Genomic DNA, 24588 nt, shown 5'->3' with positions numbered 1-24588 from the left:
TCAAGGCACGACTACGGCCGATGCGCGGCCTGAAACGCCTCCGCTCCGCACAGACCATCGGCTCCGGGCACACGTTCGTGCAGAACATCCGCCGCGGCCACTACGAACTGGGCGTCGATCCCGATCTACACCACGCGGGGGGACTCACCCATGCCGACCCCCGGAACCGGCTGACGGCTGCCTTTACCGAGCTCACCCTGGCCATCTGACCGCCCACCCGAGACGGCTCCACCACGCCCCGCCTCTGCCCAATGCAACAGCGCCTCGACAACGCGCTGCGGCTCCTGCCCGCGACCGGCAGCCGTGGCAGCCACGGCCTGTTGCAGGACCAGTATCTACGGGAACGAAACCTGATCATCGACGGTATCGGGGAAGCGGAGCGAGCCGCCGCGGAGCAGAAACGGTGGGACGCCCAGGAAGCAACAAACCAGGAGTTGCGCCGGCTCGTGCGTCCGCCGCTGTCCATGCTGGCCCAGCAGGCGGGYCTTTTCGCCGTCATCGCACTGATCTTGGTCAGAGAGCTGCGGAAGGTGAGCGCCAGCGCATCGCTGCATGACCGCCTCTGGCAGGAGGTCCAGCTTGGTGGCAGCCTGCTCGTCGTCGCCGTGGCCGCGGTCGGCATAGCGGCCCTTGACCGGCGCCGCCGTAAGCCGAGGTAGCCGCCTGCTGGATCTCGGTCAGCTCAGCTCACCACCTGCGCCGCCTGGCCCCGTCTGGCGGCCGACGAGCAGGCCCACCGGCTGGCGTTGGACACGCTCGTCGAAGCATGCGTCGCGGCGGCGTTCACCGCGAAGAATCTCGACTATCCGGATCTGGCGTACCTGGCCGCGACCCGCGTCGAGGCCCATAGCGTCGGCCATGGCGTCGATGTCGCCGGTGCGGGTCGGGGGTGACCTGACCGGGGCGGACCCGTGGGGGCACGGCGGATCCCGTTCCACGCTGCGGCGATCCCCGGTGCTAACACCGGGTTGCTTGCTCCGTCGCCATGTTCACGTCCACGGCGCCGCCATCGACCCTGGCGGCGCCGTGAACGTCCGATCCCCGTGCCGCGGTGGCGTGGGGTGGGATGGCGGACCGGCTACCGTCAGCCGCCACGCATCGTTCTCGCCGATCCCACCCGCCCTCAGAACGGCAGGCGATAACGGAACGTAACCGTCGTCGGGGCGGTGTCGCGACCGCAGGTCCCGGCCCAGGCGCCCGGAGAGGACACCCCGTTCATGATCGTTCCCTGCACACAATTGCCGAATGCGCACACAATGCGCACACAAACCCATTTCGATCTTGAATAGATGATCTTCGATTTCGCAAAACCGCAGGTCAGAGACCATCTGTCTGGAGCCGGCGAGGGGACTCGAACCCCTAACCGCTCGATTACAAGTCGAGTGCGCTACCAATTGCGCCACGCCGGCGGGCGATCTAACGATACCCGACCGCCGCACTGAGACGCTGAGGCCACCGGCCGGTTCGCCGCCGGCCCGGCAAGATCAAAAGGGTACCCGTGGCGTGCCCCGCCGGTTGCCCGGCGCGAACCCGGCGAGCACCTACAACCGGTCGACGTGTCGGCACCCGCTCCTCGATCGTGAAGCGGGCGAGGAGCTCCAGCTCGGCCAGCTCGGCCCGGTCGACCCAGTCGACCCGGTCAGCGCCGCCATCGGGGTACCCCGAGCGGCACCGATACCGCCGTCCACATTCTTGCCACCGAAAAATGTGGTGCCGGAATCGGTGAACAAATTTTGTCACAGCGGTTGTCGGGCAGTTCGTGGCGGTACGGTCGAGCACGAGGCCAGGCGTGCGGGAACGCCGTAAAGTGCCGTCTCCCGTGAATCGTCTCCAGAATTATCGGACGACGAGCTCCACCAAAGAGCCCCACCAAAGAGTGATTGACGTTGCTTGTCCGCGAGATAGGTTGTCCAAAATAGCGAAGGGCCAACCATGCTGATCGTTGCGTTGACAGGCGTCGCACGTCTGTGTGCCCGCCGTCGCTGGATCGCGGTCGGCATGTGGGCGGTGCTCCTCCTGCCCGCGGTGTTCTTCGTGATCGCGGGTCACGCGCAATACAGCCACGATGTGACGGTTCCCGGTTCCGAGTCGCAGCGGRCAATGAATCTGGCGCGCAAGGTGATTCCGGGCGGCGTCCTGCCGGACACCGAACAGATCGTGCTGCACRCCAGGCGCGGCACGCTGGCGGACCCGCTGGTGCACCGACAGGTCGAGGAGCTGCTCGCCGATGTCGGGAAGCTGCCGGGGGTACTCACCGTCGCCGACCCGTTCGGACCACTAGGCAGGATGGTGCTGGGTGTGTCACCGGTCAGTGCCGACGGGCGCACGGCGGTGGCTCCGGTAATCATGAAAGCGTCGGCGCTCGAACTCGACCTCGGCGCGATCAAACGGGTCTCGGCCACGGCCCGGTCCTACGGCGGTCCCGAGCTTCAGGTGGAGCTGGGCGGACCGGGCGCGACCGCGCTCACCTCGGCCGGCGTCCCGATCCGACCGCTGCTGGCCGCTCTCGCCGTCGCGCTGGCGGTCTTGTGCCTGACCCTGCGTTCGAGGGTGGCCGCCATGATCGCCGCTGTCGTCGCGGCCATGGCCACCGTCACCACCGTGGCCGTCACGACAGTACTGTCCCACCATGTCCTGACTACTCCCTTCGCCGCTCTGCTTGGCGGCATGATCGCCCTCGGGGTCAGCCTGGGCGGGTCCGTCCTGGTCGTGTACCGGGCGCAGACCGCGTTGGCACGGGGTGTGGGCCCGGTCGACGCGGCCACCGAGGCGATRGTGAAGTCGGTCGCCGCCCTGGCCTCCGGTGGCGTGTGCCTGAGCGTGGCGATGACCGGCGTGCTCCTGCTGGACCTGGGCCCATTCACGGGAGTCGCCCTCGCGGCCGGGGTGGCCGGGGTGCTCAGCGCCCTGGTCACCCTCACGCTGTTGCCAGCGCTGCTCGTCCTCGGCGGCACCCGGATGCTGGGCTGGGTCGGACGGCATTCCCTGACCACGACGGGTCGTGGCCTACCGCACCGGCCGGGCGTGCGATCGTGGTGGGCCAGGCAGGTGGGGCGCCACCCGGCTGTCGCCGTGGCCGTGGCGTGTGTGCTGCTTGTCGCCATGGCGGCACCGGTGGTAACCCTGCGGCTCGGTGGCGCCGACGCGGGCGCGGAGCCCACGTCGGCCACCGCGCGACGCGCGTATGACGTGGTCAGCCGCGACTTCTTCAGCGGTCTCAACGGGCCGATGCTCGTCGTCGTCGACCGGGGGGAGGGCAGCCGGACCGTCRCCGTGACCGACGTCGTCGCCGCCCTCAACACGACGCCGGGGGTCAAACACGCATACGTTTCGTTCGACAGTCCCGAGTCGGGCCTGGCCCTGATCCAGGTACTGCCGCAGGCGGGGCCCCGGTCGACGGACTCCTACGATCTGGTGCACCGACTGCGCAACGACGTCCTGCCGGCGGTACTGCGGCCCACCGTGAGCCGCGCTTACGTGGGCGGGCAGGCGGCGTTGTTCGCCGACATGGCCGCGGACTTCCGCGACGCGCTGCCGATGTTCGCGTTCGTGGTCCTGCTCGCGGTGGGCGCGCTGACCTTCCTCACGGCGTCCTCGCGCGTCACCGCCGCCGTGCTCGCCGTTTCGGAGCTGTCGTGCGGCCTTGCGACGGTCGGTGTCCTGGCGACGGTCTTCCAGCAGGACCGTTTCGCCGGGAAACTGGGCCTCCAGGCCGGTCCGATCGAACCGTTCATCCTGGTCTTCGTGCTGGTCGTCGGGTTCGGCCTGTCCCCGGGCATGAACCTGAGCCTGCTGAGCAGACTGCGCGAAACCGATGCGCCAGGCTGGCGGGCGCTCGAAGGCGACGCGGTCAGCCGCGGCCATGCCGACGTGGGGCACGTCGTCCTCACCATGAACCTCATCATGATCCTGGCGTTGTCGGTGGTCGTGGCGCAGCCGTCCCGCACGCTGAAGCTGCTCGGGGTGGGTCTGGCGGTCGGTGTGGCGCTCGACGCATTCGTGGTGCGAGCGGTCGTCCTCCCTGCGCTGGTGCACCTGGATCGGCGCCGCGAAACCGCTGGCGGCGTACCCGCGCAGCGCCGGCCGGCGAGGGCGGCCACGAGGTCGTACGACCCGCCGTCGGCGCCATCCCACGCGGGCAACGGCACGCGCGGCGGCCGTTTCTCCCGGAGGAGTACATAGGGATGGGACCCGGGCGTGTTGCGTTACTTCCCCGTTATCGGTAGGTAGGGCCGCGCGAAACCTTCAAAAGTTAGATCATCCAATTCTACGGCTTACGGGCCACGGCGCCGTATCCATCCACTGCGGCAAAGCCCTCGGCGCCGTCCGGCTGCCACTGCGAGATCGACACCACACCCGGCTCTAGAAGGTCCAGACCGTCGAAGAAACGGGCAACCTGATCCGGACTGCGCAGGATGTAGGGGRCCGCGCCCGTGTCGTCATAGCCCTGCTGGGCTTCGTCGAAGCCCTCGCTGGTGTTGGTGCTGTCCCACAGCAGTAGATAGCTGCCGGACGGGACGGCGGCCRCCACCCGCGCCACGATCGCCCGTGCCTCATCAAAGTCGGYGACGTGCCCCAGGATCCCCATGAACATGACGACGATCGGCTCGTTGAAGTTCAGTACGTTCTTGGCACCAGCAATGATCCGGTCCGGATCGTGGAGATCAGCGTCGAGATAGGTTGTCACACCTTCCGGTGTGGTGTTGACCAGCAGGGCGCGGGCGTGTACTAGTACCAGCGGGTCATTGTCGACGTACACGATGCGGGAATCGGGTGCGATGCGCTGGGCGACTTCATGGGTGTTCTGCATCGTCGGCAGGCCAGTGCCGATGTCGAGGAACTGGTGGACGCCCCTCTCGCCGGCGAGGTGGGCCACAGCCCGGATGAGGAACCGCCGGGACTCCTTGGCCAGGGTGACGATCCCCGGGAACACCTTGATGTAGGCGTCGCCGGCCTCGCGGTCCACCGGGTAGTTGTCCTTGCCGCCCATCCAGTAGTTCCAGATCCGAGCTGAATGCGGCGTCGTCGTGTCGATCTTCGAATGGCCCGTCGGGTTCCCGGTGCCATTGTGCTGCTCAGCCACGTCTCTCCTTACGCTGGCTCGGCCGGGCGAACCCGGCGAAGCAGGAAGATCCAGTCGGAGTGTGGCCTGTGGGCCAACCTCGGCTACCGATTTTAGGGTATATCATCGCAAATAGCGGCGGATCAACTGCTGGGACATGTACTCTCGGCCGGCCTGTGGGGCGCCAGAAGTCGGCTTGGGCCTGTGAGCTGGGACGATGTGCGGCGCGGCTGCCGGCATCATGGTCACCTGCGTCGGTGTGGCTGTTCTATCTGTTCTGTCTGATCTTCGTTCGGGTGTGTGGGGCTGGCTGGTGCTGCTCGGCCGGTCGTCGGCATCCAAGGACATCGAGTTGCTCGTGCTGCGGCACGAGGTCGCAGTGCTGCGCCGCATCCACCCGAAGTCCGTTCCTGATCCGTGACCGGGCGGGACAGTTCACCGCATCGTTCGACGCGGTCCTCGCCGACGCGGTCCTCGCCGACGCCGGCATCACCGCGGTCGCGATCCCGCCCCGAACTCCCAGGCGGACGCCTACGCGGCCCGCTACAGCGAACGACGCCCCACCGTAGCCGCGATCTTCAGCCACCACGGCCCGACCAGCCCGTTGCTGATCTGACCAAGAAAAGGACCACACGTCGCCCCGCCCTCGGCGGCTTGATCAACGAATACGAACGGGCCGCCTAAAAGCCTAGATCAACGCCGATGACCCAGTTCTGGCACCCCGCAGGTTTCGGTCGGTCGATTTGACGCGTCCGGGCCCACGTCCTTCTATGACTTCATGACTGTGAGTAGTCAGTTGATTCGAAAGGTGCTGCTGCCTGCCGTCGGGCTGGGGGTCTTGTCGGCGCTTGCCGCGACACCCGCGGCCGCCGACGGTGGCCGCGGCGGGCCGACGCCCGGCTCCGGCGCCGCGGAGACCTTCCTTCAAGCGACACTCATGCCGTTGAACCATTCCGGCGCCCGCAGCACCGCTACCGCGATCCTGCGGGGCGACCAACTCACCATCTCGATCTTCAGTCGCGGGCTGGCGCCGGCTCTGCCGCACGCGCAGCACATCCATATCGGTGGCCGCCATGTCTGTCCACCGCCGAACGTGACCGGCACCGGCGTCCACGGCCACTTCCGGACCGTTGACGGCAACCCGTGGCGTGGCCCGGTCGCGGTGTCGCTGACCACGTCCGGCGACACCAGCCCGGCCAGCGAGCTGGCGGTGGCGAGGTTCCCGGTTGGGAATGCGACCTACCACCGCACGTTCACGGTCACCCCGGCGGTCGCCGCGCAGTTGCGGGCCGGTGAGGGCGTGATCGAACAGCACGGTGTCGACTTCAGCCACAACGGCCGCTACGACGGCCCCGGCCGCAGCGAGCTCAATCCGGCCCTGCCCGAGGAGGCGACCGACCCGGCGGCCTGCGGCCGGCTCGTCCCGGCGCCCGATGGCCGGCGGCACGCCCAGGTGAACTGATCGGCCGTCGTGGCGCAGGTGGGGCACCTGCGCCACGACGGGCGACCGTAACGAAGTCAGCGAACGGATGGGTTCATCAGCGTGGCATCCGGCGAGTCCGCCGGGGTCGTACGTCGGCCGCCCAGCCGCGGCGTCCAGCGGGGCCCTGGTGAACGAGCGCCAGGCCCGCGTCAGTGAGCATCGGTTGCAGACCACGCAGGATGTCGAGATAGGTCGCGCGTGCTGCGAGCGCCACGCCGGCGCGTAGTTCCGGGCGTCGGTGCGCGGCGGCGCCATGGCGCACCACGGCCAGCGCCGCCATGCTGGCCGGGCCAGGAGTKGGGTTCGGGTCTGCCGGCGGCGGAGGCTTGCCGCCGCCGAGTGCCTCGGCGAACCGCAGATACCAGTCGCACAGCTCGGTCGTCTCCACCGTGACCGCTTCCTGGGCTGCGGCCAGATCGGGCAGCGCGGCGGAGATCTCTATGGTCGAGGCGATCATGTTGACGCCGCCCCCGGCCCGCAGGATGTCGGCCGGCCAGGGCACGTCGCCGGCGTGCAGCAGCTGCGCGGTCCGGCGCAGCCGCAGCGCCCCGCCGACGACGGTCATGAGCGCGTCGACGTCGAGCCGGCCGTCAGGCTGCTCCGACAGGTACTGACGGACCGCGTCGTCGAGCAGCCGCCCGGCGCGGATGGCATCGCGGGCCGCGGCGGCCACCTGCTGGTMCCGGCTGGGACGGCGGAGGGCCGCATCGTCCGAGCCCGCGGTGTCGGCGTCCTCTGTTCGGGATGCGCCGGCTGTTTGGGATGCGCCGGCTGTTCGGGAGGCGCCGACCCGGCTCACGAGCACACCGATGGTGTCCGCGGGGCCGTCCGGATGGCCCGACATGTCGGTATAGGCCGGGTCCAGCCAGGGCGAGGTTCGCGGCCGGGCGCTGGGCGGATCGTCATCACCGGGTGCCCGCATGACGACCAGGGCGAGGAAAGCCGCGCCCATCCGATAGGCCGCGGCGGCACGGTGCCGGATTACCGCCGCCGCTCCTCGCGGCCACAGCAGCGCTCCCACGGCCAGGCTAACCCCGAAGCCGATCATAACGTCCTGAATGCGGACCAGCCCCACCCGCCAGCCTAATGGTTCAACGATGTTGAAAAGGATGAGGATGGCAACGGTGAAGCCTGCCTGGCCCAGCGCGAAGAACGACTTCCGTCGCATGTAGCCGGCGACGAACACAGCCAGCGGCAGCAGCGGCCACGATACTACGGTGTGGGTACCGATCAGGGCGACGAACAGGCCACCCACCACAATGCCGATCCCGGTGCCCAGCAGGTCCCGCAGGATCGTCGAGCTGGTCGCCACCACGTTCGACCGCAGCACCGACAGGGTACCCAGCACGACCCAGAAGCCGTGCTGCACCTCGGTGTTCTGGGCCAGGGCGACAGCGAGGGCGAGCCCCACGGCGCCGCGGACGCTGTTGCGGAACCACACCGACCGGATGCTGGCATATCCGGCGGCCAGATCGGTGGCGGCGGCGCCTCGCCGGGTGAGCCGCCTTAGYCTGGCGGGCCAGCCACGCGGCCGCACCCAGGAGCGCAGCGCCGGTGCCGGCGCGGTCACCTGCAGCACGTTCGTCGCCAGCTCCCGGGTCCCCCGGGCCAGCCTGCGCAGCCGGAACGCCTCGGCGATCGCGAGGTCCGCCGGCGGCTGCTCCGACTCGGCGACCACGAGATCATCCATCTTCTGGGCCGATCGGGCGCTCCACCCGTCAGCGTCCGGCGCCGGCCGGCTGACTTGCCCCTCCAGGTAGTCCAGCAGGGCCGTGCGCATCCTCCGCTCAGCCCGCTCCAAACGGTCCAGGCCGAGCCTCTCGCTCGGCCGTGGACCGCGGTCGAGTCGATCGGCCGCGGCGGCGAGCGTGGCAGCGGCGGCGGTGTGGATCTCGGCAGCTTCGCGGGGGAAGCATGCCGCCGCGATCCGATTCCGGTCCGCACGCGGTTCGGCGAACGGGACCAGCCAGTTGACGTCCACGACGAGATACCCCAGCGCCGCGGTGCGCCCGCCGACACCGCTGGGCCGGTGCGCGGTCTCGGCGAACCTGCGGCGCAGGTGGAACACGTCGGTCCAGATCCGGGGAACTTCGTCCGCCCCGGTCCCGTCCGCCCCGGTCCCGTCAGACTGCGGAAAAGGCATGGTCGTCCACGCCACCCCGGCGGCCATCGACCGACACGCCTGGGCCAGCGCGGCACGCAGCCGTGTTGGGGGCCGCTCCGTCCACAGCACCATGGCCGCGGTGACGGCCACCACCATGGCGGCCCCCCAGCCGGCGAGCCGTTCCGGAATGGCGGACACCGGGCCAGGCGTCATCACCGACAGGACGAAGGCCATCAGCGTGGCCCGTCCGGCGGCGGCGAAATACGCGTTGAGGACCCCGGAAAACAGCACGACCAGGGCGACCAGCGCGGTCACCGGTGCCGCCAGCCAAGGTGTCCGGGAGCACAACGCGCCGATGACGATGAGCGAGACGGTGATAAGCACGAACGCGACGTAGGCCAACAGCCTGGTCTTGGTCGGCCCGGTGAAGTCGATGAACTCCAGCAGGGTGTAGGCGCCGAACCAGGCGAACAGGCTCAGCCGCACGTCCCCACCAGCCAGATAGGTGACGGCCAGCAGCGTGGGGGCGATGAAGGCAACCCGGACGGCCGCCTTGAGGTTGATCAGCCCGGGGTCGTCGGGGAACGCTCTGGTGAGCCGTCCCAGCCATCCGTCCTGCATCGGCCCCTCCACCTCTGCCCTGGACCATCGCCGTACCTACTTAAACCGTCCTAGCCGAACTGTCCTAGCCGACGGCCGGTGAATTTGGGGGACCTGAGTACGGTCTGCGGTCCCTGAACCGTGCCTGGCTTCCCACAGTTCGGCCGCTGCGCGATCATGCGGATCCGACCTCGTGAACGTTGGTGGTCACCGCGCTCGCCGGCCGTGCTGTCCTCGATCAGGGGCACCTACGAGGAGGCTTATCCAGGCCTCTCAGCTCAGATGATCTAGATCATGCATTGTCGTAGGGCAGGGCGCCGCTAAGGATCTTGATTGAAGGGTTCTGAWTAGTCCTCCTGATCTATGTGGAGGATCTCCGGTCCGCGCGGCGGCACCGGTCGACGTCATTGCCTCCGTCGATGAGAATCTTGCCTGTCGGTATGCGGAGGCCTGGCACGAGGTCATTGCCGAGGGGCCGATCGTCGTGGCGCGGCTGTCAGCCTGGCCGAGCTATGTTCGCGTTCATCCACGGCCTGGAGGTCAACACCGGCGACCCGGCCGAGCCGGAGCGTCCGCTGACCTGGGGTGTCGAGCCGGTCGTGCACGGACTTCGATGCTGTGCTCGATGGCCTGTCGCCGAGGGACCATGTTCGTGGTGCGCCCAGGCCGATCGGGCGCTGGCTGGCACCCAGAGCCAGGCGCAGAGTAGCGACGGAAGCCGCGCGGGCGGGGTTGTTCGCGGCGGCGCGTGCACTGTACTCCGCGCTGGAGGCGGACCTGGCGGGCAGYGCCGCGGCGGGGTCGACAGCCGACGCGCTCGAGGAGCTGATCCACGATCGGGGCAGGGAGGTGCAGCGGGCGCTGCTGCAGGCCTGTCTGGACAGGCTCGCCGAACGGGAGACGCGGGCCGGGGTGGCGCCGGTCGCCACGGTGGAGCGGTTCACCGGGCAGCGGGTCGGCGAGCGCCAGGCGGTCGAGCTGGCCCGGAACTGGCTGACCGCCAAAGCCCCCTACCTGACCGCCAAAGCCGCCTACCTCGGCTACGACACCGCGCTCGCCAACGGCTGGCCGATCGCGACCGGCGTCGTCGAGGGCACCTGCCGCCACCTCGTCAAGGACCGCCTCGACCTCACCGCCACCCGCTGGGGACTCGAATGAGGTATGAGGCTCACTGAGCGAGCGTCCGTTTGGGTTGATGGTGGTCTGTCTAACTCTCGGGGCGGCGGGGTCCACGTACTGACTTTTCTGGACCGGCACCTGCCGGCAGGCCGAGGGGCATGCGGACGGATGACCACCCGCCCATCGTCCAGGATTTCCGCCGCTCTGAAACGTTGTTCAACCGAGATTTCAAGAATCCTGTACAGTGCGGCACTTTGTTCCCTTGGTGCGAGTTCCACCCTGCTGCGGTCATCTTCTCAACCAGCACGAAGYGATGTGCTCTGAATGCGACTCGCAGGTGCCGGACGTCGGATGCATGAGGATACATTCATATCGGTTCTCGGGTTTGACGTCGCCCGACTCGGCTGCGGTAACGTCCCTCCCGTGCCGGCCGGTGCTGGCCGACACGCATCCGGATGTTCTGCTCGAGAGGAGAAAGAGGGAAAATGGCTCAACAGCAGCAGGTGCAGCAGGTGGAACAGCAGCTGCGGCAGAACTGGCGGCAGATTCGTTACCGTATCCTTGACCAGTTCGGTCAGGTGAGCCCGGCGGACCTTGACTCTGCGACGAGCGTCAACGACCTCGTCCAGCGGATCGCGGACAAGACGCACCACAGCGAGCGGTACGTCGAGAACCGACTCCTGGAGCTTGCGGGAGTAGGCGCGGGTGTTCAGGGTGGAGGAATCGCTGGGGAGCGTTTCGCCTCGGGGCTGGGCGGCGAGCAGCAGCAGCAGGGCCAGCCGTTCGGCGGGGGTCAGCAGTAACCCGACAGACGGGTGATCCGACGACACCGTCCGGAACACGAAACTCCGCCGGGTTGTCGGGATAATTACTGGTTCCGATCGTTCGATTCCGGTCGCTCCGGGGGTACAGCTCAGGCCGTCGCCTTCAGGAGCGACCGGAATTCGAGCAGTTCATCGATCAGCTCGATGGTCTTCCCATCGCGTGGTAGCCGCCGCAATTCGGCCAGCATCGCGTCGGTTTCCTCGAGAGTGGGACGCTCGTTAATAGTGGCGGCTATCGTCACAATGTCGTGCATAGCTGTAATCACCTCACCGTGCTGAGATTACCGGTTGGCCTGCCCGRCTCGAGGGTGGAAGCCGGGTGATACGTAGAAGGAGGCTCGCACGGTAGGGTTTCTGGGGCGTAAATCAGTGTTTCCTTCGCGTTAATGTATCTCTGATGAAGCTACAAAACGTGACGAATGATGCGTCGCGGGTTCTGCACCTCACTATCCGTAGGGCCTCCGCGGGTTCACGGATCTTGCTCCGCGGGTTTATGGATCTCGGTGACCGCCCGCGTGCRCACGCACTTCCTTTCCTACCGCCCCGGGTGGCCCGACGGCCGTCCAGCCGCCCRCCACCGACCGCATCCGGACCGTTCCTGAAGCCTGGCATTGTCCGCCGCCTCGTGGACGCCCTGCCCAGCGGTGCCTACCTCGTCCTCACCCATGTCCTCACCATGCAACCGCCGGCTTCGACCCGGGTCCCGCGGCCTGCACGACCRCGGCCTGCACGACGTTGTCGGATTCCGCGTCGTCGAACTGAGGGGCCTGGACCGGCTGGCCATCGATTTTCGTTCATGGGCCCGACGCCGTCTGGCTGCGGTGCCGGTGTCTGTGTGGGCGGGCCACCCCGCCCACACAGACACCTCCGGGTGAGCGCCGTAGGAGGGGTACATCGCTCACCACATCTCCACGTATCACCCAACAATACGCGGAMAGGCCATAAGCATCTTGGGCTGATGTTGCCCATCTCGGGATGGTCCGTCTGGGCGGGGTTGTCGTTCTTGTCGCGTAAGACGCCTCTCTCGGTCGACAGGTTGCGACCCTCGTGCCGCCTTTCGTGATGTCACACCCAGATCTCTACGGAGAGTAGCAAGATCTGCACGAATCGAAGCGATCGACGATACCATCCGGTCATAGGATCACTGGATCGACAATTCAGTMGGGTTATGGAACAACGAAGCGGGTCGGCTCGTCGTCTATCGCAGCGGAACGGATCGGCTCTGCGGCGGCGACGGCCGCCGCGGGCCGCCGTACCCGGGCGGTTCCCCCCGCCGCCCGTGGGCGGACCGGRCCGGTTGCCCCCTCGCCCGGCACGGTCCGCCTCCATCAACCCACGAGGAGCCCATTCCGGTGATTGAGCACGCTGTCCGCATCGCTCGGACGGTCCTCGTTCCCCGACACCACTGGGCTAGGAGGCAGCGCGTGACCCGCATGGGCGACGGCCGCGACAGTACGTCTGGCGACCGGTCCGCGGTTGCCACGTTCTCAGCCTCCTTCCATGATGTGGTCGCAAACGTCGAGAAGGTCATCCGCGGCAAGCGTGAGGTGGTGGATCTCGCGACGATCTGTATGTTCGCCGACGGCCATCTCCTCGTCGAGGATGTCCCCGGTCTGGGGAAGACCTCCCTGGCCCGCAGCCTCGCCGCGTCGGTGGGCGCCGGCTGTCATCGCATCCAGTTCACGCCCGACCTGCTGCCCGCGGACATCATCGGGACGATGGTCTACAACCAGCGTGCCGGCGAGTTCGGACTCCGCGCGGGCCCGGTGTTCACCAATCTTGTCATCGGCGATGGGATCAACCGCGCCTCGCCGAAGACGCAGTCGGCTCTGCTGGAGGCCATGGAGGAGGGGCGGGTCACYGTCGATGGGACCGGCTATCCGGTACCGCGGCCCTTCATGGTCGTCGCGACGCAGAACCCGATCGACCTGGACGGCACGTACAGCCTGCCCGAGGCCCGCTTGGACCGGTTCCTCATGCGACTGCGGATGGGATATCCCTCCCTCGCTGCGGAGCTGGAGATCCTCGATGGTCGGCAGGTGGGTCGGCGCATCGAGGATCTGAGACCGGTGATGCGGGCGGAGGACGTGGTGGCCCACGCGGCCCGGACACTCGCCATCCATGTGGCACCCGCCCTCCGGCGGTACATCGTCGATCTGGTCGCCGCGACCCGCACGCTGCCGGATGTCGTCCGCCTGGGGGCGAGCCCACGAGGCAGTATCGCGCTGCTTCGGGCCGTCCAGGTGCGTGCCGCGTCGCAGGGACGGGCCTTCGTGACCCCCGACGATGTCAAGGTGCTGGCCAAGCCGGTCCTGGCACACCGGCTGGTGCTGAGCCCCGAGGCGGAACTGCGCCGCGTCATCGCCGAGGACGTCGTGGACGAGGTCGTCGAGACCATCCCGTCCCCGCGTCGTCTCGTCGGCATCTGACCGTGGCACTCCRGTCGGCCGACATCGGGTGCCGGACGGGCCGGCGGATGGACCTTGGACTCCGCCGGATGGACAGCATGGCCTCGACGGTGTGGCCTCGACCGAGGGGCCCGTTCCCGGCCGTACTCGCGCAACGGCTACAGATAGCCCGAACAGGCCGGTACCCCCGGAATGGGCTCGTTCTGTCCGTCCAGGGTGACGACTGTAGCCGGTAGGTACTCCCATGCCTGGCTGTATCCGTGTTGGCGCGGATGTCCGGTGGGGCGCCCGGTCGCCTTGCATGCGCGCACGAAACGACGCTCGGCCGCGGGATCCCGCAGATCGGAATGCATCACCTTGACGGCGGCCCGGCGATCGAATATCTCCTGTTCCGCGCGGTAGACCGTGCTGAAACCGCCGTGCCCTATCAGCTCGAACGATCGGTACCCCTCGATCATCACCGGCTCCACGCAGTTYCCGCGTCTCGTCGCGTTCTGGCCCGTCGCGTTCTGGCCCGTCGCGTTCTGGCCCGTCGCGTTCTGGCCCGTCGCGTTCTGGCCCGTCGCGTTTCGGCCCGTCGCTCAAGCCCAGCGCAGTCCCGCCCCGCCCACCCTGCTTGCGACGTGGGCGCACCCGGGAGAGTGGGCTTTGTCCGAAAGATGGGACTGTGCCCGGAAGATGGGACTGTGCCCGGAAGATGGGACTGTGATGGTGCCTGCCGGCGTCGTGGGGGCGCTATGCCGCCCCGTGCGTGTGGCGTTGCCGATGACCGCACCGATGTCCGTGTGGTGCCGCGCCGCATGCCGTATGGAAGAACGATGCAGGAGGAACGCGTGGCGGACGAGCGTCGGCCCTTCGCCGACGACAGCGGGACCCCCGAATCRGTCTGGCAGGGATGGGATCCGGGGTGGGCGGAGCTGGACCTGACCGTTCCGCCCACAAACGCGGTGATCGTGGCTCCCCACCCGGACGATGAGGTGCTGGGCATCGGTGGTCTGATGACCATCCTGTCTACGCTGAGTGTGTCGCTCACCGTTGTTGCTGTGACTGATGGTGATGCATCCCATCCCGGATCTCCGACGCTGTCGCCGGCCGAGCTTGCGCGGCGACGGGTGGCGGAACAGCATTCCGCTCTCGCCGAACTCGGCCTGGCCCAGGTACCGGTGCATCGGGTCGGCCTGCGCGACGGGCGGGTCGCCGGGCACGAGGAGTTGTTGGCCGACCAGCTGGAACCGTTGCTCACCGCCGACGGGTGGCTRCTCGCGACGTATGCCGGGGATCGTCATCCAGATCATGAGGCGACGGGTCGGGCGGCGGAGATCGCCGCCGCGCGGGCGGGCACCSGGCTGCTCGAGTACCCCATCTGGACCTGGCACTGGGCGGTGCCGGACGACCCGCGAGTTCCTTGGGCCAGGGCGCGACGGGTGCATCTTCCCGTCGACGTGCATCGGGCCAAGCAGCGAGCGGTCGACTGCTACCGCACCCAGATTGCTCCGCTTTCAACCCATCCGGCCGATGCTGCGGTGCTTCCGGCCGAGGCCTTGGCGCGGCTCCTGCGCCCAGCCGAGACGGTCTTCGTCTGACCGTTGCGGGTCATGAAGCATGAGTAGGCGCCTTGCTCGCAGCCACCTGTTGCCGGATGGCGGCCCCACAGCCGGAGCAGGTCTTCGAGCTCACGTCCGGTTGCCCATGCGGTGACACGGGCAACCGGACGGTCAGGGCCGGGACGCCGGTCGGCGGGGGAGACCCGCGCGTACACCGCGGCGGCTCCCGCGGGGCGTTCGACGGCGGACGGCTCGACCAGGATCAGCTGCCCGACCGGGCGCGCCGGTACGGGCAGCTTCCCTTCCCGAAACCAGCGGTAGGCGGTGACGTAGTGGGCACCCGCACGCTGCGCCCCCTGCTTCAAGTTCACTCACACATCGCATCACTTACTCAACAGCCAGCAGGTCGCTGCCCCGCGGGGACATCTCCCGCAGCGGCAGGCTGCGGTCGTCGAAGGCCGCGGTCGTCGAAGGCCGCGTCGTCCGCGGCGGTGATTCCGAAGACGCTCGGCCTGGTGCCGATCCAGCGATTGATCAGCCAGTGCAGCAGGTTGATGGTGACGATCGCCGGAGCGACGACGGCGGCGACCCCGGGAATCGCCGGCTCCAAGGCCAGGGACAGCACGATACTCGTGATGCCGTTCTGTTGGGAAGCGGCCAGATAAACCCGGTCACGTCGGGACATGCGGTGGGTCAGAAGGTAGCCGACGAGACCCTGTGCGGCGAAGGCTGCGGCTCCCAGAGCGGCCCCGTGGACAAAGGCGATTCCGCCGGAGAGAAGCAGGYCGAGCGCGACCGCCGCACCATAGAACGCGACCCGTACGGTCCTCTCCACGAGGTGGGGGAAGAAGTCGTCCCCGCGCTCGGGGAAGAGCTTGGCATCGGGACGGAGGATCAGCCCACCGATTGCTACCGCCAGCATGAGAAAGAACCCTGCTGCCACCATGATCAGACCCGTTGTCAATGCCAGGGCGCTGGTCGCGTTTCTCTTGGCGCCCCGCCACAGCAGGGCGGTGAGGGTGACGAGKCCGAGGTTGAGCGCCAAGCCGACGAAGAAACCGCTGACTCCCGACGGTCCACCGAGATCCGGCGTCATCGCGGGCTGGTCCTTGACGAACGTCGAACCGACCGCTGTGACCAGGGACACAGTAAGGAGTACCGTCACGGGATCGTCGAAGGCAGCCCAGCTGCGCAGGAGATCCTGACCGCRTTCGGACATTCGCGAACCCGAGGTGAGCGTGGCTACCGACAGGGGATCGATCTGGGCGACCACCACGCCAAGAAGAAGGTACAGCGGGTCGCCGAGCGCGAGGGCCAGGGCGCCACCGATCAGCAGGGCCTTGAGGGCGACGCCCACGGTGACGACGAGCACGATCCGGCGGATGTCCGCCCAGGCCGCGCGGGCGATCCCCAGCGTGGCGCCGTACAGGCCGACCGYCAGCAGCACCGCGATGRCCATCCGATAGCCGTGCACCTTCGAGATATTCGGCAGGTGGAACAGCTGAAACAGCGCGCTGAGCGCGACACCCACCCCGATCAGGCTGACCAGGGATGCCAGCTGGCCGAAGGACTGTGCTCTCTGGAGCRATCTCATGGCCCGGTCGGGTTCCAATGGTGGAACGGCTGTACCGGTCTCCCCGCTGGCACCCCGGCGACCGCCGGGCTGCCGGGATGCGGATACGCATCCGTGCCCTGCGTGTGGAGTGACGGGATAAGGGCGCATCGACCTCTGAACAGTGACCGAAGGCCCTGCATCGAGCTCTACCTCCCCGTGATGTTGGACGGCGGAAAGAGGAGTTCTCCTCCTACTTGCCATCGCCCAGAGTGGTCGCCGTGCAATGAAGCTAGTGCAATGAAGCTCGCGCAGCCGGCATCCGTAGGTTAAGTCCAGACGCCGCACCGGTTCAACCCCAGGCGGTGGTTGCCACATGATCAATTGCCATGGCGAATTTTTTGCCGGGTAGTCGACGATGACGGCTTACTGGCCGTCTTCCTATCCAGCTCGTGTGATGACGCCCTCGTGTCTGTGTCCGCGTTCGGCCTGCCCGGCCGCACCTTTCATGGCGGGCGTCGGCGTCGGATGGTGCAGATGAACCGTATGATGCGCGTGCAGTCCGGCGACCCGGCGATACCTCGCATTTCATCTGTGTAGGTGTCGTCCGCGCGGGTGGGAGAGCATCGGGAGGGCATTCCAGGGGGCATGGCCCGGTTTTTCGACGTCAGTCCTGAAGCACATCTCGGAATCTTGATGTTTCTTGATATTTTTTGTAGAGTTGTGACATGTGTCTAAATATATAGTTATCCGCGGTCGTATCGCCTACCGGCGGGCGGCCTTGACGCCGAGGCCGCTGCCACCGCCCGCGGGATCGGATGGCGGACGAACGATGAGCCCGTKAGCCCGTGAGCCCGTGGTCGGGGCCCACGGCCCCACGGGTTCGTGTGTTCATGTTGCGGACAGGTTTCGGTGGGGGACGCTGGTTGGCCCGCGGGGCCCCCGCAGCTAGTGTTCGGGGAGTGGAATCGTGGCTGAACGCAGCCGGCGTCGAGGGGACCGGCGCCAGTTGGGAGTCGATCATTCGCTACTGGTAGGCATCCCCGGGTCATCCGTGCCCCGTCCCACAACTCCATACCGATGCCGCTCACGCCCGTGCGGGAGAGTCCCGGTCGCTCGCCGTTCGGGACGCCGAAGGAGCAAGCTCTCCCCATAAACTCTCAGGCCCCCAACCGCCGGGTCAGGCAACTCTGGAAAGTGGACGCCGTGGGGTGTCCCGCCGACGGTGAAAGCCGCGTTCCCCGCCCGCAGCTCCCCGGACTGCCGGCGGCGGCGCTGGTGAAGCTCTCAGGTCAATGACAGAGGGGGAGGCCCGCCGCGGCGCCGGCATGATCCGTCGTCGCCCGACCTCCGGAGCAGTCATCATGCCTGACGTCACCCAGTACGACGACACCCCCTATGCCGATGGACCGGCCACGGCTGCCGATGGACCGGCCACGACCGCCACGACCGCCACCATCAGTCCCGCGTCGTCGCACGCGCGGTCGGGGGCGCCGCGACAGGGCAGTGCCGCGGCGGTGGGCAGGAACGGTGCGAGGCGGCTGYCCGCCGCGGCCATCCCGCGGTTCGCCGATCGGCACATCGRCCCGGACCCGTCATCCCAACGGGAGATGCTGGATGCGCTRCGGGTGGAATCACTGGCCGCGCTCACCGACGCGGCCGTCCCGGCAAGCATCCGTGACCATGATCTGGATCTTCCCGCGGCGCTGAGCGAGCCCGCGGTGCTCGCGGCCCTACGCGCGTTCGGTAGCAGGAACCGACCGGTTTCCTCGATGATCGGGCTGGGATTCCATCCCGCGGTGATGCCGGGAGTCATCCAGCGCAACGTCCTGGAGAACCCCGCGTGGTATACGGCGTACACGCCGTACCAGCCGGAGATCTCCCAGGGCCGCCTGGAAGCGTTGCTCAACTTCCAGACGATGATCACTGATTTGACCGGCCTTGCGGTGGCCGGAGCCTCCCTGCTGGACGAGCCGACCGCGGCGGCCGAGGCGATGCAGATCGCGTTTCGGACGGCGAAGGGTTCCCGCGCGACGTTCCTCATCGATGCCGACACCCTCCCGCAGACCGTCTCGGTGGTCGCGACCAGGGCGGAGGCGCTGGGGATCAATGTGGTGGTCGCGGATCTCGCAGCCGGACTCACGGCCGTGGGCCCGGCGCAGCTGGATGCGGCCTTCGGCCTGCTGCTGTCCTATCCCGGGCCGGCGGGCGTCCTGCGGGATGTGCGTGCTGTGATCGCATCGGCGAGGGAGCGCGGCATCGTCGTCACGATCGCCGCCGATCCGCTGGCGCTGACCCYGCTGCGGGCGCCTGGCGACCTCGGCGCGGACATCGCGGTGGGGAGCACGCAGCGGTTCGGACTACCGCTGTCCTTCGGAGGCCCGCACGCCGGCTACCTCGCAGTGCGCAAGGGGCTGGAACGGTCCCTGCCGGGGCGGCTCGTCGGGGTGTCGGTCGATGYGGACGGCGCACCCGCGTACCGGCTCACCCTGCAGACCCGTGAGCAGCACATCCGACGGGAGAAGGCGACGAGCAACATCTGCACGGCCCAGGTGCTGCCCGCGGTACTCGCCTCCATGTACGCGGTCTACCACGGCCCGGAGGGCCTGGCCGGGATCGCGCGTCGCATCCACGGGCACGCGGTGCGCCTCGCCGAAGGCCTGCGCGCCGCCGGTGTGACGGTRGTGCACGACGCGTTCTTCGACACCGTCCTCGCCGCGGTGCCGGGCCGGGCCACCCAGGTGGTTGCGGACGCGTTGGCGCGGGGCGTGAACCTGCGGCTGGTCGACGACGACCACGTGGGTATCTCCTGCAACGAGACGACGGGCCAGGCCGAGCTGGAGGCCGTCCGGTCGGCCTTCGGGGTGGGCCCGGAGGCGACGGCRGRCATCACTTGGACCGGGACCGGGACCGGGACCGAGATCCGGACCGGGGCCTGGACCGGGTCCGTCGCGGCGGCGAACGATCATCTCGTGGCCCGCGCGGACCAGGCGGACCAGGCGGACCAGGCGGACCAAGCGGCGGACGAGCCGGTGGCGCTGCCCGCCGAACTGGTGCGTACGGATCCCTACCTGCAGCATCCGGTGTTCCACGACCATYGGTCGGAGACCGCGATGCTCCGCTATCTGCGTCGACYGTCCGATCTTGATCTGGCTCTTGACCGGGGCATGATCCCCCTGGGGTCGTGCACGATGAAACTCAACGCGACCACTGAGATGGCCGCGGTCACCTGGCCGGAATTCGCTGACATCCATCCATTTGCCCCGTTGGACCAGGCCGCCGGATACCTCGCGATGATTCAGGACCTGGAGCGTTGGCTCGCGCAGATCACCGGATATGCGGGGGTCTCCCTCCAGCCGAATGCCGGCAGCCAGGGTGAGCTCGCCGGGCTGCTCGCCATCCGGGCCTATCACCGCGATCATGCTGTTCCCGGATCCGTGGTGCGAAACATCTGTCTCATTCCCTCCTCGGCGCACGGGACGAATGCGGCGAGCGCCGCGATGGCGGGAATGCGGGTGGTCGTCGTCTCCTGCGACGACGACGGAAACGTCGACCTGAACGATCTGGCCCGCAAGGCCCGCGCGAACGCGGACGCCTTGGCCGCGCTGATGGTCACCTACCCGTCGACCCATGGTGTGTACGAGGAGGGCATCGGGCAGGCGTGCGCGATCGTGCATGAGGCCGGCGGTCTGGTGTACGTCGACGGAGCGAATCTCAACGCTCTGGTGGGGCTCGCCAGGCCGGGGCAGTTCGGGGCCGACGTGAGCCACCTKAACCTGCACAAGACGTTCTGCATCCCGCATGGGGGCGGGGGTCCGGGGGTCGGCCCGGTGGCCGTGGTCGAGAAACTCCTGCCCTATCTGCCGAACCACCCGCTGCGGCCGGAGGCAGGACCGGCCACCGGAGTGGGCCCGATCTCGGGATCCCCGTGGGGCTCGGCCGGAATTCTTATGATTCCGTGGGCCTACATTCGGATGATGGGGGCGGACGGCCTGCRCCGGGCAACCTCGGTGGCCGTCCTGAACGCCAACTACATTGCCCACCGGCTGCATCCGTACTATCCGGTGCTCTACGCGGGCCGGGACGGGCTGGTCGCCCATGAGTGCATTCTGGACCTACGGCCGTTGACGAAGCTGACCGGCGTCACCGTGGACGACGTGGCGAAGCGTCTCATCGACTACGGTTTCCATGCTCCGACCATGTCATTCCCGGTTGCCGGAACACTGATGGTCGAGCCGACGGAGAGTGAGGATCTCGGCGAGATCGATCGTTTCTGCGACGCAATGATCTCCATTCGGGCCGAGGCGGACAAGGTCGGAGACGGTATCTGGCCGCGGACCGACAATCCCCTGCATAATGCTCCGCATACTGCACAGATGGTTACCGCCAACGAATGGTCACACGCTTATCCGCGATCGGTGGCGGCCTATCCCGTCGCTTCGCTGCRGGCCGCCAAGTACTGGCCCCCGGTACGTCGGATCGACGGCGCCTATGGTGATCGCAACCTGGTCTGCACCTGCCCACCGGTGGGATCCTTCGCCGCGGAGCCGGTCGACGAGCAGATTCTCGCCGGAGCCCGCTGAGGACGGGATGCCGGCGCGGCCGCCGTCGATTTTCTCCATCGCGGCGGCGGCCGATGCGAGGTCGAACGGTCTCGCTGGGTAGTCTGCCGCGACTTCTGAACCCTTCCCTTGCGGAAGGGTTCAGAAGTCGAACTCTTTCGTGACGTAAGGATTATCGGTCGAGCGGGGTCGAGCGGGAATGAAGTGGACTTGAAATTCCTGTTACTGGTCTTGACCGTGGATCATGTTCGCCCAATAGTGGTGTACTGACTGTCATAATGGGTCATTCGGCGATGACACTCCGGCAGGTCACCGCTTGAACAACAGGAGGTCGCGGCGGATGGATCCTCGGATGGAAAAGCAGCTGGCAAGGRCCCGGCGGGTGGCGGTCGACATCGGCCTCGGCCCGGCGCTGAAGCTGGTGCGTGACAACGTCGTTCCTACCGCCCGCCGCAATCGCAGCGACGACCGGCATCTGGCGCTGCTGCTGTCCTTCGTCCTCCGGGAGGACTCGAACTGTATCGACGTGGGCGCGCACAAGGGTGACGTTCTGCGGACCATCCTCCGGCACGCCCCGGGAGGCCGGCACGTCGCCTATGAGCCGTTGCCGCACATGGCMGCGGCGTTGACCACCGATTTCCCGGCGGTGGAGGTACGACAGGCCGCGCTCGCCGACCAGCCGGGGGTGCTGCCCTTCACCTACGTCCGCAGCAGGCCCGCCTACAGCGGGCTGCGTGATCGGGTGCCCGACAGTGAGGACGTCGAACGGATCGAGGTGGCCGTCGAGACGCTGGACGACGCGATGCCGGCCGACTACCGGCCAACCTTGATCAAGGTTGACGTCGAGGGGGCCGAGTACGGGGTGTTCAAGGGCGGCCAGAAGTTGATCGGCTCCAGCCGGCCGCATCTCGTCTTCGAGTTCGGTGCCGGTGCCCGGGACTACGGTACGACGGCCGACGAGATGTACACGCTCGTCGACAATGATCTCGGACTGCGCATCTTCGATCTGGACGGCGACGGTCCTTACACGTTGCCCATGTTCCGGACGACCTTCGCGTCGGGGGCGCACTTCAACTTCGTCGCCCACCCCTGACCCGCGTCGCGGAAACGTCCGCGACGGCGGTCGTCGGCCTGACTTGCCGATCATCGGCTCGTAGTGGTCCGGGCGAAGCTCGCCCTTCGTGACCGCGCCAGTCGAGATCCGTCCGGACGGGGCGAATCCCGCACAATGATCGGACAAATGATCGGACAATAGTGCCCATCGGGCTTCAAATGTTCCTGTACGAAGAGCAACCATTCGATACGGTTTCGGTAGGTCGCGGYGTCCGACCCGTCGAAACCAGACGGGTGGGCTCAGTGGCGCTGTAGGTGCYGTGAGCGGCAACGGAATGCCGCAAGGCACCACAGGCGTACGTGGCCGGTACGCGTACCACCCGTACGTCCACACTGAGAGGCTGCTCATGGCCCGGTCCCTCCGGGGCGGCTGTTCACCGCCAGCCGGTCCTGCACGGTCGACAGGTTCGATTCCCTCGGTCAACCCGACAACGAACGCCCATCAACGGCATCACGTTCAGCTGGACGACGCACCGGCCCGGACCTCCCGGTGGACCCCGGCGCCGCTGCCACGTCCGCTGTCCCGCACGGATCCCGCGTCGCGAACCGAGGGGTGATGCCGGCTCCATCGTGGCGGCGCGCTTGGCGTAGCCACGTCTGGCTTGTCTATCTCTGTCTMGGTCTGATCGCCATCCTCGTCTACGGCCAGTTTCCCACGACCGGCGRCCCACGTGCCGTCCGGCTGGTCATCTACCTCTGCCTCAGCGCCTCGGCCGCGGGGGCCGTGTTCCTCGGCCTGCGACGCCAGGAGTTGGCCGACCGACGTCCCTGGCTGCTGATCGGAATCAGYCAGGTGATGTACGCCATAGGCGATGGTGCCTTCTACATCTTTCACTATGTGCTTGACATCACAGAGTATCCGGCCTTGCCGGATGTGTTATATCTGGGCCACTATCCGCTGTTCGTCGTCGGTCTCGTTCTGCTGACCCGGCGACGGACCCAGGAACGGGACATCGCCGGCCTGCTCGACGGATCGATGTTCCTGCTCGCGGCGGTTCTGTTGTCCTGGCTCTACCTGATCGCGCCGCAGGTGCGTGCGGACCATGATCTGTTCGTCGGCGTCACCTCGGTGGCCTATCCGGCGATGGATCTGGCGCTGCTGGGGGTGGCCATCCGTCTCGTGCTGGGGCACGGGAGCCGCCCACCCGCCTTCTTCCTGTTGGCGGGCAATCTGCTCGCCAACCTGACCGCCGACACCATCTACGTCGTGCAGCAGACGAACKGGACCTTCGAGGTCGGCAACTACCTCGACGCGATCTGGTTGACAGGCAACCTCGCCCTCGGCGCCGCCGGGTTRCATCCGACCATGGTCGACCTCACGCGGCCGGCGTCCCCGCGTGCGCAGGCGCGCAGCGGCCGGCGCCTGGTGGCACTGTCGAGTGCCGGGCTGGTGGCTCCGACCGTGCTGGCCGTGCAGGTGATCCGTGGTGATCTACGGGATCTGCTGGTCGCCGTGGCCGTAAGTGCGATCATGATGATTCTGATCATCGTTCGGATGGCGGGCCTGGAGGCCGACCAGCGGCGTCTGGYGATCACGGACGGGCTGACCGGCCTGCGTACCCGCCGCTATCTGGAGACCGAGATGAGGTTGGCGGCCGGTCGGGTACGACGCACCGGATCCGGAATGGGGCTGATCCTCGTTGACGTCGACCACTTCAAGTCGGTGAACGACCGATTCGGCCATCCGGCTGGTGATCAGGTGTTGACGGAGGTGGCTCGGCGACTGCTGGTCGTGACCCGTCCCGGTGACGTCGTCGCCCGTTACGGGGGTGAGGAGTTCGCGCTGCTCACGCTGAATGTCCGGGGAGACGCCCTCGCCGATATCGCCGAACGTCTGCGCCGCGGCGTCGGACGAGAACCCGTCCGGATCGTCCTGCCCGCGCCGCGAGTTCCGGATCCGCCGGCCCGCACGGGGGAGTCCGGGGCTGCGGGGTCTGCGGAGCCGACGAGGGCGCGCGGCCAGGCCCGGTCGGGTGCCGGTGTCCGGGGAGACACCGGCGAGGAGTCGCTGCTGATCGCTGTGACGGTCTCGGTCGGAGCGGCGGCCCTCCCCGATCACGCGGACGACACCTTCGCGCTCGTCGCAGCCGCGGATCGCGCGCTGTACGCCGCCAAGGCCGCGGGACGGGACCGGGTCGCGGTCGGCTCCGCCAGACCGGGCCATGACGTCGGTGGGCATGACGTCGGTGGGCATGACGTCGGTGGGCATGACGTCGG

The 24588-nt window shown here is 67.8% G+C and carries 17 protein-coding genes, 1 tRNA gene, 2 pseudogenes and 2 riboswitches; of the genes and pseudogenes, 13 read left to right on the top strand and 7 right to left on the bottom strand.

What is annotated here, in order from left to right; all coding sequences use genetic code 11:
- The 3 genes and pseudogenes from Manayef4_RS17965 to Manayef4_RS25130 all read left to right on the top strand — a co-directional run.
- A pseudogene (locus tag Manayef4_RS17965) lies at positions 1 to 209 on the top strand (hypothetical protein); the annotation flags it as partial.
- A gap of 42 nt (positions 210 to 251) precedes the next feature.
- Entirely contained in the window at positions 252 to 659 is a 408-nt protein-coding gene (locus Manayef4_RS17960) for a hypothetical protein (RefSeq protein ID WP_011438447.1), read from the top strand.
- Positions 660 to 746: 87 nt separating this feature from the next.
- The gene (locus Manayef4_RS25130; protein WP_011438446.1) at positions 747 to 893 is read left to right on the top strand and encodes a hypothetical protein; all 147 of its coding nucleotides are present in this window, start codon (positions 747 to 749) and stop codon (positions 891 to 893) included.
- Positions 894 to 1333: 440 nt separating this feature from the next.
- Here Manayef4_RS25130 and Manayef4_RS17955 read toward each other — a convergent pair.
- Positions 1334 to 1409: transfer RNA gene (locus Manayef4_RS17955), tRNA-Thr, on the bottom strand.
- Positions 1410 to 1932: 523 nt separating this feature from the next.
- On the opposite strand from Manayef4_RS17955, the gene Manayef4_RS17950 reads away from it, so the two are divergent.
- On the top strand, positions 1933 to 4182 hold the full coding sequence (locus Manayef4_RS17950; protein WP_070132408.1) for an MMPL family transporter: 2250 nt from the start codon (positions 1933 to 1935) through the stop codon (positions 4180 to 4182).
- 85 nt (positions 4183 to 4267) lie between these two features.
- Here Manayef4_RS17950 and Manayef4_RS17945 read toward each other — a convergent pair whose 3' ends face one another.
- Positions 4268 to 5083: an SAM-dependent methyltransferase gene (locus Manayef4_RS17945; protein ID WP_070132406.1), complete on the bottom strand. Its 816-nt coding sequence runs from the start codon at positions 5081 to 5083 to the stop codon at positions 4268 to 4270.
- A 196-nt stretch (positions 5084 to 5279) separates the two neighbouring features.
- Between Manayef4_RS17945 and Manayef4_RS26175 the strand changes: the two genes are divergently transcribed.
- Complete coding sequence (locus Manayef4_RS26175) at positions 5280 to 5483, top strand: hypothetical protein (RefSeq protein ID WP_241883117.1); 204 nt, start codon at positions 5280 to 5282, stop codon at positions 5481 to 5483.
- A gap of 387 nt (positions 5484 to 5870) precedes the next feature.
- A complete protein-coding gene (locus Manayef4_RS17940) occupies positions 5871 to 6524 on the top strand; it encodes a hypothetical protein (RefSeq protein ID WP_235608997.1) in 654 nt (217 codons plus the stop codon).
- Between the two features lie 76 nt (positions 6525 to 6600).
- Here the strand turns inward: Manayef4_RS17940 and Manayef4_RS17935 are convergent, their stop codons facing one another.
- Positions 6601 to 9270: an FUSC family protein gene (locus Manayef4_RS17935; protein ID WP_070132404.1), complete on the bottom strand. Its 2670-nt coding sequence runs from the start codon at positions 9268 to 9270 to the stop codon at positions 6601 to 6603.
- A gap of 711 nt (positions 9271 to 9981) precedes the next feature.
- On the opposite strand from Manayef4_RS17935, the gene Manayef4_RS17930 reads away from it, so the two are divergent.
- A complete protein-coding gene (locus Manayef4_RS17930) occupies positions 9982 to 10407 on the top strand; it encodes a hypothetical protein (protein WP_035941592.1) in 426 nt (141 codons plus the stop codon).
- A gap of 446 nt (positions 10408 to 10853) precedes the next feature.
- A complete protein-coding gene (locus Manayef4_RS17925) occupies positions 10854 to 11171 on the top strand; it encodes a hypothetical protein (protein ID WP_023841006.1) in 318 nt (105 codons plus the stop codon).
- A gap of 110 nt (positions 11172 to 11281) precedes the next feature.
- On the opposite strand, the gene Manayef4_RS25125 is transcribed toward Manayef4_RS17925, so the two are convergent.
- Positions 11282 to 11446 (bottom strand): hypothetical protein, encoded by a 165-nt coding sequence (locus tag Manayef4_RS25125; RefSeq protein ID WP_023841005.1) that lies wholly within the window; start codon positions 11444 to 11446, stop codon positions 11282 to 11284.
- Positions 11447 to 12625: 1179 nt separating this feature from the next.
- Here Manayef4_RS25125 and Manayef4_RS17920 point away from each other — a divergent pair.
- Positions 12626 to 13621, top strand: coding sequence for a MoxR family ATPase (locus Manayef4_RS17920; RefSeq protein ID WP_011438438.1), 996 nt, complete (start codon positions 12626 to 12628; stop codon positions 13619 to 13621).
- Between the two features lie 137 nt (positions 13622 to 13758).
- Here the strand turns inward: Manayef4_RS17920 and Manayef4_RS26170 are convergent, their stop codons facing one another.
- On the bottom strand, positions 13759 to 14058 hold the full coding sequence (locus Manayef4_RS26170) for a hypothetical protein (RefSeq protein ID WP_023841002.1): 300 nt from the start codon (positions 14056 to 14058) through the stop codon (positions 13759 to 13761).
- Between the two features lie 360 nt (positions 14059 to 14418).
- On the opposite strand from Manayef4_RS26170, the gene Manayef4_RS17910 reads away from it, so the two are divergent.
- Complete coding sequence (locus Manayef4_RS17910) at positions 14419 to 15183, top strand: PIG-L family deacetylase (protein ID WP_070132402.1); 765 nt, start codon at positions 14419 to 14421, stop codon at positions 15181 to 15183.
- A gap of 86 nt (positions 15184 to 15269) precedes the next feature.
- On the opposite strand, the pseudogene Manayef4_RS26165 reads toward Manayef4_RS17910, so the two are convergent.
- Both Manayef4_RS26165 and Manayef4_RS17905 read right to left on the bottom strand, forming a co-directional pair.
- Positions 15270 to 15515 (bottom strand): annotated as a pseudogene (locus Manayef4_RS26165) (IS607 family transposase); the annotation flags it as partial.
- A 20-nt stretch (positions 15516 to 15535) separates the two neighbouring features.
- Positions 15536 to 16738, bottom strand: a complete 1203-nt coding sequence (locus Manayef4_RS17905) for a hypothetical protein (protein WP_070132400.1) — start codon at positions 16736 to 16738, stop codon at positions 15536 to 15538.
- A 1045-nt stretch (positions 16739 to 17783) separates the two neighbouring features.
- Positions 17784 to 17881: riboswitch (glycine riboswitch) on the top strand.
- Positions 17882 to 18005, top strand: a riboswitch (glycine riboswitch).
- 55 nt (positions 18006 to 18060) lie between these two features.
- Between Manayef4_RS17905 and gcvPB the strand changes: the two genes are divergently transcribed.
- The 3 genes from gcvPB to Manayef4_RS17890 all read left to right on the top strand — a co-directional run.
- Positions 18061 to 21279, top strand: a complete 3219-nt coding sequence (gene gcvPB / locus Manayef4_RS17900; RefSeq protein ID WP_070132398.1) for an aminomethyl-transferring glycine dehydrogenase subunit GcvPB — start codon at positions 18061 to 18063, stop codon at positions 21277 to 21279.
- A gap of 331 nt (positions 21280 to 21610) precedes the next feature.
- Positions 21611 to 22351: an FkbM family methyltransferase gene (locus Manayef4_RS17895; RefSeq protein ID WP_254665720.1), complete on the top strand. Its 741-nt coding sequence runs from the start codon at positions 21611 to 21613 to the stop codon at positions 22349 to 22351.
- 576 nt (positions 22352 to 22927) lie between these two features.
- Positions 22928 to 24588 (top strand): GGDEF domain-containing protein (locus Manayef4_RS17890; RefSeq protein WP_070132394.1); only part of this gene is annotated, 1661 nt, incomplete at its 3' end.

This window comes from Frankia sp. CgMI4 (genome assembly GCF_001756285.1).
GTDB classification, from domain to species: Bacteria; Actinomycetota; Actinomycetes; order Frankiales; family Frankiaceae; genus Frankia; species Frankia casuarinae.
The sequence above is the reverse complement of the archived record's forward strand: the minus strand, read 5'-3'. Positions and strand labels throughout refer to the sequence as shown.